This window comes from Paraburkholderia sp. BR10882 (assembly GCF_040948855.1).
In the GTDB taxonomy this organism is placed as follows: Bacteria; Pseudomonadota; Gammaproteobacteria; order Burkholderiales; family Burkholderiaceae; genus Paraburkholderia; species Paraburkholderia nodosa_A.
On sequence record NZ_JBFPKP010000004.1, the window covers coordinates 531,317 to 541,874 of the forward strand.

Genomic DNA, 10,558 nt, shown 5'->3' on the forward strand with positions numbered 1-10,558 from the left:
ATGGTGGGCGCGCACAGGCGGGCGGGGTGATATGCTCGAAAGACCCCGATTTCGCCCCGCGTTCCCCATGTCCATCGATCCCGATGTCGTCAAAGCCTTCGCGCCCACGGGCACGTTGCGCGCCTCCATCAATCTCGGCAATCCGATACTCGCGAATCGCGATGCGGCGTCGGGCGAACCGTTCGGCGTTTCCGTCGATCTCGCGCGCGCTTTCGCGCAGCATTTGGGTGTGCCGCTCGAACTTGTCGTATTCGACGCAGCGGGCAAGTCCGTCGAAGCCGTGAGCGACGAACGCGCGGACTTTTGCTTCTTTGCCGTTGATCCCAAGCGAGGCGAAACGATCGCGTTCACCGCGCCTTATGTGTTGATCGAAGGCTTTTATCTGGTTCGCAACGATTCGCCGGTGCGCACCAATGCCGAAGTCGATCAACCGCATAACCGCGTGGCCGTGGGCAAGGGCAGTGCCTACGATCTTTTTCTCACGCGTGAACTGAAGCAGGCGCAAATCGTGCGCGCACCGACTTCGCCCACCGTCGTGCAGACCTTCCTCGAACAAGGGCTCGAAGTGGCCGCAGGGGTGAAGCAGCAACTCGAAGCCGATGCCGCGAAAGCCGGCGGCTTGCGTCTGCTCGACGAACGCTTCATGGTGATTCGCCAGGCCATGGGCGTCGCGAAGCGCCGCGGTCCGCAGGCCGCCGAAGCGCTTGGTGCGTTTGTCGAAACGATGAAGGCATCGGGATTCGTCGCGCAGGCATTGGAGCGTCACGCCATAGCGGGCGCATCGGTTGCGCCGGCTGCTTGAACGAATCAAGCCAAAAGAGAGTGCGCATTAAAAGAATAATCAACGCGCTCCACAGGGCCGATTAGCTCAGGGATTCTCGATGAAGATAATCGGCCTTTCTCGCCTGGCTTAATGCATCGCTTCGAAAGCATTATGTAATTGTCTCGACGATATTCACGCCCCGCACATTCCTCGACGTGCGTCGAGCCTTGCCGGGCGTGGTTGTGCCATCGACGCCACGTCACTCGATTTCGACACCATTTTTATTTTCGGCACCCTATGATGCGGGTGTTCGATTCGCACCGCACTCACCGTACGATTTCCATTTTTTCCATTGCTATATCAACACTGGTCAATTGCGTAACTCGCAATAATCATCGGTGGATTGCTTTTCGATTTTGAATCCGCACCGAAATGGAATGCACGCATATGAGATTGCACGTCGATGGTGCCGGCCGCCTGAATTCGATGCATTGACCCACCGCCCAATCCGGAGCTTAAAAACATGAAAAAATCGCTACTCGCCGCGGCACTTCTGAGCGCCTTTGCTATTTCGGCGCACGCGCAAAGCAGCGTGACCCTCTACGGCCTGATCGACACCGGTCTCGTCTACACGAACAACCAGTTCGGCCATAGCAACTGGCAGCTCAACAGCAGCTCCACGCAGAATACGGTGTTCGGCCTCAAGGGTTCGGAAGATCTGGGCGGCGGTCTGCACGCAATCTTCAAGCTCGAACAAGGCTTCCTGCTCAACAACGGTGCGCAGGCGTTCTCGGGCCTCGGCTTCGGCTCGCAAGCGTGGGTGGGCCTGCAAAGCGATCCGTACGGCACGCTGACGTTCGGCCGCCAGTTCGACGTGATGAACGACCTCGTCGGCCCGCTCACGGCAGAATTCAACACGTGGGGCGGCAGCCTCGCGGCTCACCCGTTCGAGAACGACAACCTCGCCGCGAACTCGGTGGTCATCAACAACTCCGTCAAGTACGCGAGCCCGACCTGGTACGGCGTGACGTTCGAGACGATGTACTCGTTCAGCAACAAGGCCGGCGACTTCGCGAACAACCGCTCGTACGGTTTCGCCGTTTCGTATAGCCAGGGCCCGCTGAACCTCGCAGCCGGCTACCTGCAGTTCAACAATGCGGGCAACAGCAGCGGCGCGGTCACCTCCAGCGACACGAGCGCGAACTTCCTGGCGGAACGTCAACGCGTCTGGTCGCTCGGCGGCAACTACACGTACGGCCCCGCGACGGTGGGTCTGGTCTGGAGCCATTCGCAGATCGACAACGCCTCAGGCGTCTACTCGTTCGGCACGGGCACCTATCTTGGCTCGAACGACGACTCGGCCGGCTCGCTCGCCGGTTCGCTGCGCCTCGACAACTTCGAAGCGAACGTGAAATACGCGCTCACGCCGGCATGGAGCGTTTCGGGTGCGTACACGTACACGCACGGCGCCTACAACGGCACGAACCCGGGCTGGAACACGGCGATGCTGCAAACGGACTACGCCGTCAGCAAGCGCACCGACTTCTACCTCGAAGGCGTATACCAGAACGTGCACGGCGCACCGCAAGGCTCGGTGCTTTCGCACGCCATGATCAACACGCTTTCGCCTTCGTCGACCGATACGCAGGTTGCCGTGACGGTGGGCATGCGTCACGCGTTCTAAGTCGATTCGGCGATGACGTCCGCGGGGCATCTGTCCCCGCCGGACGTTTCCCCCTGCGCGGCGGGCTTCCTCTCGAACGAGGGCCCGCCGCGTTGTCACATCCGCATCCCTGCATCCGCTCGATCGTGTTTCCCCGATCCAGATAGTTGAAATTTTCAACTATTTGACTATACTGGCGTCCAGCTAGCGTACGGATGGGAGCACGCATTTGTATTCGGATTTCCTCACCTTCAGGCTCGATCAAACGAGCGCGCTGCTGATGGATCGCGCCAACGCGGTCTACCGCGAGCGCTGGGACCTCGACGTGCGTGCCATGCGCGTGCTGCGCATCATCCGCGCCGAGCCGGGCATCACGCCCAAGGCCGTTTCGCAGCGCGCGCTCATCGAAAAAACGCTGCTTTCCAAAACGCTCGGCGAACTCGAATCGCGTGGCCTGATTGGCCGCGGCACGCATGCGCAAGACCGGCGCAGCGTCGTGCTGCGCGTCACGCCCGAGGGCGCGAAAGTGGCGAAAGCCTCGGAAAAGGCCGGCTCGAAGCTCGAAGCCGAACTCGCGGCCGTCCTCACCGAACACGAGCGCAAGACGCTCGACCAGTTGCTCGCCAAGCTTGCGCAGAGCCTGATCGACGGTGTTTGAGATCGCGGCGCACACGCCGCACATTGCACAATGAAATACGCATGAAGGAGTCGCCCATGACGCATCTGGTCGAAACCGTGGCGCCCGCCATTGGCGCGCTGCTCGACCCCACCTTACGCACCGGCCTCGAAGCGATGCTGTGCGCGGCCGCCGCCTGGCTCGGCCGCGAAAGCGAGGCGGCGTGAGCGTGGCACTCGGGGCGCACGTGGGCGCGCATATCAACGCTCACACGGCCTATACGGTACTCGACCTGATCGGCACATTCGCCTTCGCGATCTCTGGCGCCGTTGCCGCGCGGCAGCGGCGGCTGGATCTGTTCGGCATCGTCGTCGTGAGCTTCATGGTGGCGTGCGGCGGCGGCATCATCCGCGATCTGTGCATCGGCGCGGTGCCGCCAGCGGGGCTCGCGAACTGGGCCTACCTCGCCGTCACGCTGCTGGCTACGGGGCTGACCATTGCCGCGTATCCGCAGGTGCGGCGGCTGCGTCATCCCGTGCTGTTGTTCGATGCGATCGGTCTTGGACTCTTTGCGGTGGCAGGCGCGCAGAAGGCGCTTGCGTACAGCCAGAGTGCGGAGCCGGCCATCCTCCTCGGCATCGTGAGCGCGGTGGGCGGCGGTGTGATGCGCGACGTGCTGCTCTCGCGCGTGCCTGCCATTCTCGAGCGCGAGATCTATGCGTCGGCGGCGCTGCTAGGGGCCGCCGTGCAGGTGGGGCTCACGTATGCGGGCTGGTCGACGTTCTGGACGCCCTGGGTGGCCGTGATTTCGTGCGTGGCGCTGCGACTGGCGGCGCTCTACTTCGGCTGGCGTTTGCCGGTTTTTCACGCTGCGCGCTCGGCTCAGCCACAAACTGCCCAGCGTGGCGACGCCGCGAAGGCCGATTCGCGGCACGACGCGCGCTAGCGCCAATCACCTTACGCCATGGGTTCGAACGCGATTTCGTCCCGTTCGCACCGCGCTGATCTTCGGGCCGAAGCTGCGGATGTTCGAGAGCGTCGCGTTGTGGTGCGCGCGGATCGACGCCCCGTTCGCGTGCGGCTTGTCGTGCGTGGTTCTAGCGCCTGGCGTTCGCCCCGCGATGCGCCGCGCATGGTGCGGCGCGGCACGCGAAATGCTCTGCGCCACCACCGCCGTCGCGCGCATGCAACTGTGCGTCATTCGCCGTCCAGCCAGAATGCGGCTTTCTTCACCACGCGCTATGCTTTTTGGTGCGCGATGTGGCCGGCATCGGCTCGGCCACGCCGGCTTGTCTGCACGTTCAACCACGTTATCCGCCCCGGCATGGACCGGATCAAGCAAGAAGACTCCACGAGGGAGCCAACGTGAAAGCGACTCTGGGCGTAGTCGTGCTGCTCGCCGCCAGTTCGGCCGCGAGCGCACAATCGAGCGTCACGATGTATGGCCGCGTGGATGGCGGCATCGAATACCTCAATCACATCGCGAACGGCAACGGCGGCAGTTCGAGCCGCTGGAGCGCCGAAGGCGGCGACTGGGGCACCAGCATGTTCGGCCTCAAGGGCACTGAGGACCTGGGCGGCGGCAGCGCCGCGATCTTCAACCTCGAAACCGCCGTGCAGATCATGAACGGCACCACGGGCGGCGGCCGGCTCTGGTCGCGCCGCGCCTATGTGGGTTTGAAGAACGACACATGGGGGCAACTGCAAGCCGGCCGTAATCTCTTCATCGACAGCGACGGCGTGTGGGCATTCGATCCGTTCGTGCAGCAGGCAGTGTCGTCGGCCTCGCTCGTGCGCGGGCGCAACTGGCAGCAAACGAGCAACAACGTCGAGTATCACAGCCCGGTATGGAACGGCCTCGACGTGCAGGGCCAGTATTCGTTCGGCAACCAGCCAGGCAACTTCAACGCCGGCGCCGAAGGCGAGTTCGGCCGCTCGGACGGCATCATGCTCTCGTATCACTCGCCGCTCTTCGACCTGCGCGGCATCTACGACGAACTACGCGATTCGAGCGGGCGCTTTTCCAACATCTTCACGGCCTCGCGCGAATACTTCGTGGGCGGCAACCTGCGCGTGCAGAAGTTCAAGATCCAGGCGGCGTACACGCATTACTCCGCACCCGATTCGCCGCCCGGCATTTCCGATACGGCCGACCACTACTGGCTGGGCGCGACCTGGCAGGCCACCCCGAAGTGGGCGGTGACCGCCGCGGGTTTCTATATTCATGTAGGCGAGGGCGGCGGCGACGCCTCGCACGACCCCGCGAGCCACGCCATGCTCTACGCGCTGGGCGCGACGTACAACCTCAGTGCGCGCACGTTCCTGTATGGCACGGTCGCGTATGTGGACAACAGCAAGAACGGCACGTTCTCGGTGTTCGCGACGCCGCGCGACTCGAGCACGCCGACCAGCCCCATGGCTGGCCAATCGCAGACGGGCGCCTACGTGGGGATGATGCACGTGTTCTGACGCCACGCTTTTTCCGCCATCGCAGACGACATTCTTCGAGGAAGGGTTGAGATCATGGCCAGACTATCGAAACCGCTGGGCTTCATCGGCGTCATCTCCGTGCTGTTCACCTTGCTCACGGCGGTGTATCTGCTGGCTGGCGGCGTGTGGCTCATGTCGCTCGGCGGCTCGCCTTACTACGTCGTGACGGGCGTGCTGCTGCTCGTCTTCGCGTGGCTGCTGTGGCGCGCGAGCCCCTCGGCGTTCGTGCTCTATGCGATCGTGCTGATCGGGACGGCGATCTGGGGCCTCTGGGAGTCGGGGCCGGACTTCTGGGCGCTCGTGCCGCGCTCGGGCGTGCTGGTGGTGTTCGGCATCTGGCTGCTCGTGCTCATGAGCTGGCATCTGGAGCGCCCGCGCCAGTTCGGCGTGCTTGCGCTCGTGGTCGGGCTGCTCGTATGGGGCGGCGTGCTCGTGTATGCGCATTTCAACGACCCGCAGCAGATCAACGGCTCGCTCGCGGCGGTGAGGGCCACGCCGGCGCCGAACGTCGACGGCATCGAGCCGTCCGAATGGCCCGCTTATGGACGCGACCAGCAAGGCACGCGCTATTCCCCGCTGCAGCAGATCACGCCCGAGAACGTGCATAACCTCCAGGTGGCCTGGACCTTCCGCACCGGCGACATGAAAGGCCCCAACGATCCGGTCGAGATCACCAACGAAGTCACGCCGATCAAGATCGGCGATCTGCTTTACCTGTGCTCGCCGCACCAGATCCTGTTCGCGCTCGACGCCCAAACCGGCGAGCTCAAATGGAAGTTCGATCCGAAGCTTCAGGCCGATCCTTCGTTCCAGCACGTGACCTGCCGGGGCGTGTCGTTCGTGGACCTTTCGGCGGCGTCCGTGAACGCCGCGGCGGCGGACCTGGGAGCGACGGCGACAACGCCCGCGGCCGCATCGGACGCCGCGGCGGCTTCCGGAACCGAAGCGGGTGGGCCAGCCAGTGATCCCGCGTCGGCAACGCAAGCCGCCGCGCCCGCGAGCGCACCCGCGGCCGCAGCAACGTCTGCCGCCGCGAACGGCACCTGCATGCGACGCATCCTGCTGCCCGTGAACGACGGCCACCTGTATGCACTCGATGCGCTGACGGGCGAGCGCTGCGCGGGCTTCGGCAACAACGGCGACCTCGACCTGCAGCACGCCATGCCGGTCACGACGCCGGGCATGTACGAGCCCACCTCGCCGCCGATCGTCACGAACAAGGTGATCGTCGTGGCAGGCGCCGTGGAAGACAACTTCTCGACGCGCGAGCCCTCCGGCGTGATCCGCGGCTTCGACGTGCGCACGGGCGAACTGCTGTGGGCGTTCGATCCGGGCGCGGCGGACCCGAACAAGATTCCGGGCCCTGGCGAGCACTACGTGTGGAATTCGCCGAACTCGTGGGCGCCGGCCGCCTACGATGCGAAGCTCGACATCGTTTATCTGCCGATGGGCGTGAAGACGCCGGACATCTGGGGCGGCGACCGCACGCCCGACCTCGAGCGCTACGCAACGGGCCTGCTCGCGCTGCACGCGTCGACCGGCAAGCTCGCCTGGTTCTACCAGACGGTGCACCACGACCTGTGGGACATGGATCAGCCCTCGCAGCCCACGCTCGCCGACATCACCGACAAGGACGGCAAGACCGTGCCGGTGGTGTACGCGCCTGCGAAGACGGGCAACCTGTTCGTACTCGACCGCCGCACGGGGGCACTCGTGGTGCCCGCGCCCGAAATGCCGGTGCCGCAGGGCGCGGCGCCCGGCGACCACGTCTCGGCCACGCAGCCGTTCTCGGCGCTCACGTTCCGGCCGTCGAAGAATCTTACCGACGCCGACATGTGGGGCGCCACGATGTACGACCAGCTCATCTGCCGCGTGATGTTCCACCAGCTGCGCTATGAAGGCACGTTCACGCCGCCTTCGCTGCAAGGCTCGCTGATCTTCCCGGGCAACCTCGGCATGTTCGAATGGGGCGGCCTCGCCATCGACACCGACCGGCAGATCGCCGTGGCGAACCCCATCGCGCTGCCGTTCGTCTCGCGGCTCATCCCACGCGGGCCGGGCAATCCGCTCGAGCCGCAGCCGGGCGCGAAGGGCAGCGGCACGGAGGCGGGCATCCAGCCGCAATACGGCGTGCCTTACGGCGTGACGCTCAATCCGTTCATGTCGCCGATCGGTTTGCCTTGCAAGCAGCCGGCGTGGGGTTATATCTCCGTCGTCGACCTGAAGACCAACCAGATCGTCTGGAAAAAGCGCATCGGCACGACGCGTGACAGTTCGCCGATTCCCGTGGCCTTCCGCACGGGCATGCCGATGCTGGGCGGTCCGATGGTGACGGCGGGCGGCGTGATCTTCATCGGCGCGACGGCGGACAACTACCTGCGCGCCTTCGACGTGAACAACGGCAACCGGCTCTGGCAAGCGCGGCTGCCGGCGGGCGGCCAGGCCACGCCGATGACGTACGCGGTGAACGGCCGCCAGTTCGTCGTGATCGCGGCAGGCGGGCACGGCTCGTTCGGCACGAAGCTCGGCGACTACGTGATTGCCTACGCGCTGCCGAAGCAATAAGCAACACGCGGCCGCCCCGGCTGCACCGGGTGGCCGCGGTTGCGGTTTTTCCACGCGGCGGCAGGTCACAAGCACGACGCCTGCCGCCCCTCATGCAGCATGCGACGCACCGCTCGTGCGCTTCACCCGCTTTTCCCACATGAGTCGAACATTGCGCGCAGCGCGCGCCTGGGCGGTGTTGTCTGCGGCAACCTTCGCCACGTTGCACACGATAAGCGCACACGCGCAAAGCTCGGTCACGCTGTACGGGGCGCTCGACACGAGCATCGAAGTGACGAATCCGGGCGCGGGCTGGGTCGCGCGCATGGACTCGGGCGCGTATCGCGGCTCGCGCTTCGGGCTGCGGGGCGTGGAGGATATCGGCGGCGGCATGAAGATATTGTTCGAGCTGGAAAACGGCTTCGGCTCCAACGACGGCACCTTTGCAGTAGCGAACACGATCTTCAACCGCCAGGCGTGGATAGGACTCGGCACGCAGTGGGGCACGGTGCGCGTGGGGCGGCAATACTCGCCGATCTATATCCCGTTCAAGGGACAGCTCGACGCGTTCGGCGCGGGCGCCATCGCTTCGGGCCTCAACAATCTGTCGAAGATCACGCCTTATGAAAGCAACGCGATCACGTATCTGTCTCCCGACATCTACGGTTTCTCGACCACGCTGATGGCCTCGCTGCGCGATCCGTCCACGGGCAGCAACGGGCTGGCCGGCAACATCGAAACCGTCGAGTGGCGGCACGGACCGTTTCGCATCTCCTGGGCGCATCAACAGCAAAACGGCGATGGCGCGCTGCGAGCCAATCTGGGCGGCGTGTCGTATGTGCTCGGGCCGGTGACCGGGTTTCTCGCGTACTTCAATGGCGATGGCGGCACGCCGCGCAACCACAACAACGGCGTTTCGGTCTCGGCGCGCTATGCGGTGACCTCGCGGTTTCGCGCTTCACTGGGTTACGCGTGGGTGCACGACCTCTCGGGCGCCGACAACGACGCCGACCAGTTCAGCGCCGCATGCGAGTACGACCTTTCGAAGCGCGTGCTGCTCTACGCGAGCGCAGGGTGGCTGCGCAATCGCAATCAGGCGACCTTCACGCTGCGCGGCGTGAACGTCACCGGCCTTCCGCCGTCCTGGCCGGGTGCGCCTGTGCGCGGCGTGCAGTTCGGCATGATCGACCGCTTTTAAAGCGTACGGCTTGCGCCGGGCATTGCACGATAAAGTGGCGCTAGCGGACTTCCCGGGCGCGCCGATCGTGGCCTCGCAGGACGCCGATTTCATCGCCGCGCTCGCGCCGACGCATACGATGCAATGGAGCCGCGAGGGATGGCGTTACGATCCCGTCATCTGATCCATCGGATAACGAATCGTGCGACCTGATACATAGTCATACTTACCGATTTCACTTCCGATCTCCCTGGAATCGGCAGGCGGTTTCACATGCGTCCATGCCGACGGATGTGACTGTACGTCGGAAGCACTCCATTCAATTGGGCGAAATGCGGGGACTTGCCCGGCCAAATTGCTCCGTTGCCTTTTGCCGATTCGCCCCTGTCGTGATGGCCGCGAAAATACGGTAAAACTTGCTTTTCTGACGTTTCCTCAGACTACGCTGCGAGCGCAACGGTCGCGGCAATAACGCCGGGAATTTCGTGGATCTCGCGCTTCGGCGAGTGCGTTGGTCCGAGGCGATCATCTGCAATCCAAAGAAAAGGCCTCGCTCGCTAACGCTGGCGCATTCGGGCTGTCTGGCGGTGTTTGCAACGCGGAGATCGCGACGCCTAGTCGAAGGCCGTGCAGAGGCGCTCGATCGGTACCGCGATCAGTATGCAGATCGAAAAAGCGAGACCAAAAGTGAAGGCCACGGAAGCCGTCGCTCCGCACCAGGCGACGAAGCGGTTGGCGTCGCGTTTTTCGTGCGCGACGTAGGCAATCTTGCGCCAGGCGCGGCCGGCGGCGTAGGTAATGGCGAGTGCAAGCACGAGCGCACAAACCGAGGCGATGCCGAGGATCCACTGCGTGCCGTGCCAGCCTGGCATCGGATCCTGCGTGACGACGTCGGCGCAGGCCGTGGAAACGAGCGTGACGCCGAGCGCCAGATGCAGCAGCCAGATGAGCGGCACCGCGCACAGACCGAGCCAGGCGGCGACGCGCTGTGCGCGCGTTGGCTCTGGGTGGGAACCGGCGCCGGGTGGTTGCCCGGATGTGGGGGCGGGCGTCATGGGTTCCTCCAGTGAGGCGGCATGCGTTCGCGGCGCAGGAGATGTGCCCGGTGGACGTTATTAGATTTTACATAACATAAATTATCGAACTTTTTGTTTGTACGGGCTAAGTTGTAGTGTCCGCTTTTAGCCAAGTTCAGATGTCCGCTTTTTGGACGATCGTAAGCTAACAGATCGCTGGGAATCCAGTGTTTGGGAGCTTTAATGGCGGCAACAGAACGGATAACAATGACGATGCGCGAGCTGGACA

Annotated in this window: 12 protein-coding genes; 9 read left to right on the top strand and 3 right to left on the bottom strand. The window is 64.1% G+C overall.

The annotated features are described in order from the left end of the window. The first annotated feature begins 67 nt into the window (after positions 1-67). The 5 genes from AB3X99_RS14755 to AB3X99_RS14775 all read left to right on the top strand — a co-directional run bounded on the left by AB3X99_RS14755 (position 68) and on the right by AB3X99_RS14775 (position 3,988). Positions 68-802, top strand: coding sequence for an ABC transporter substrate-binding protein (locus AB3X99_RS14755; protein ID WP_368617326.1), 735 nt, complete (start codon positions 68-70; stop codon positions 800-802). Between the two features lie 484 nt (positions 803-1,286). Beyond that, positions 1,287-2,447 (top strand): porin, encoded by a 1,161-nt coding sequence (locus AB3X99_RS14760; protein WP_069268903.1) that lies wholly within the window; start codon positions 1,287-1,289, stop codon positions 2,445-2,447. A 208-nt stretch (positions 2,448-2,655) separates the two neighbouring features. After that, on the top strand, positions 2,656-3,084 hold the full coding sequence (locus tag AB3X99_RS14765) for a MarR family winged helix-turn-helix transcriptional regulator (protein WP_368617327.1): 429 nt from the start codon (positions 2,656-2,658) through the stop codon (positions 3,082-3,084). Between the two features lie 56 nt (positions 3,085-3,140). Continuing rightward, positions 3,141-3,269 (top strand): hypothetical protein, encoded by a 129-nt coding sequence (locus AB3X99_RS14770; RefSeq protein WP_368617328.1) that lies wholly within the window; start codon positions 3,141-3,143, stop codon positions 3,267-3,269. 32 nt (positions 3,270-3,301) lie between these two features. Further along, on the top strand, positions 3,302-3,988 hold the full coding sequence (locus tag AB3X99_RS14775; protein ID WP_069268908.1) for a trimeric intracellular cation channel family protein: 687 nt from the start codon (positions 3,302-3,304) through the stop codon (positions 3,986-3,988). Between the two features lie 6 nt (positions 3,989-3,994). Here the strand turns inward: AB3X99_RS14775 and AB3X99_RS14780 are convergent, their stop codons facing one another. Next, positions 3,995-4,384, bottom strand: a complete 390-nt coding sequence (locus AB3X99_RS14780) for a hypothetical protein (RefSeq protein ID WP_368617350.1) — start codon at positions 4,382-4,384, stop codon at positions 3,995-3,997. Between the two features lie 23 nt (positions 4,385-4,407). On the opposite strand from AB3X99_RS14780, the gene AB3X99_RS14785 reads away from it, so the two are divergent. The 4 genes from AB3X99_RS14785 to AB3X99_RS14800 all read left to right on the top strand — a co-directional run bounded on the left by AB3X99_RS14785 (position 4,408) and on the right by AB3X99_RS14800 (position 9,437). Then, positions 4,408-5,511: a porin gene (locus AB3X99_RS14785; protein ID WP_342947517.1), complete on the top strand. Its 1,104-nt coding sequence runs from the start codon at positions 4,408-4,410 to the stop codon at positions 5,509-5,511. A gap of 54 nt (positions 5,512-5,565) precedes the next feature. Further along, entirely contained in the window at positions 5,566-8,097 is a 2,532-nt protein-coding gene (locus tag AB3X99_RS14790; RefSeq protein WP_342947518.1) for a glucose/quinate/shikimate family membrane-bound PQQ-dependent dehydrogenase, read from the top strand. Between the two features lie 139 nt (positions 8,098-8,236). Then, on the top strand, positions 8,237-9,274 hold the full coding sequence (locus tag AB3X99_RS14795) for a porin (RefSeq protein ID WP_368617329.1): 1,038 nt from the start codon (positions 8,237-8,239) through the stop codon (positions 9,272-9,274). A 22-nt stretch (positions 9,275-9,296) separates the two neighbouring features. After that, complete coding sequence (locus tag AB3X99_RS14800) at positions 9,297-9,437, top strand: hypothetical protein (protein WP_368617351.1); 141 nt, start codon at positions 9,297-9,299, stop codon at positions 9,435-9,437. Positions 9,438-9,867: 430 nt separating this feature from the next. Here AB3X99_RS14800 and AB3X99_RS14805 read toward each other — a convergent pair whose 3' ends face one another. After that, positions 9,868-10,308, bottom strand: a complete 441-nt coding sequence (locus AB3X99_RS14805) for a hypothetical protein (protein ID WP_069268906.1) — start codon at positions 10,306-10,308, stop codon at positions 9,868-9,870. Beyond that, positions 10,305-10,558 (bottom strand): hypothetical protein (locus AB3X99_RS14810; RefSeq protein WP_368617330.1); only part of this gene is annotated, 254 nt, incomplete at its 5' end. The genes AB3X99_RS14810 and AB3X99_RS14805, both read right to left, overlap by 4 nt.

Excerpts from the sequence above, each read along its gene's own strand:
- AB3X99_RS14795 (WP_368617329.1), top strand. The coding sequence starts at position 8,237 with ATGAGTCGAACATTGCGCGCAGCGCGCGCCTGGGCGGTGTTGTCTGCG.
- AB3X99_RS14790 (WP_342947518.1), top strand. The coding sequence starts at position 5,566 with ATGGCCAGACTATCGAAACCGCTGGGCTTCATCGGCGTCATCTCCGTG.
- AB3X99_RS14770 (WP_368617328.1), top strand. The coding sequence starts at position 3,141 with ATGACGCATCTGGTCGAAACCGTGGCGCCCGCCATTGGCGCGCTGCTC.
- AB3X99_RS14755 (WP_368617326.1), top strand. The coding sequence starts at position 68 with ATGTCCATCGATCCCGATGTCGTCAAAGCCTTCGCGCCCACGGGCACG.
- AB3X99_RS14805 (WP_069268906.1), bottom strand. The coding sequence starts at position 10,308 with ATGACGCCCGCCCCCACATCCGGGCAACCACCCGGCGCCGGTTCCCAC.
- AB3X99_RS14760 (WP_069268903.1), top strand. The coding sequence starts at position 1,287 with ATGAAAAAATCGCTACTCGCCGCGGCACTTCTGAGCGCCTTTGCTATT.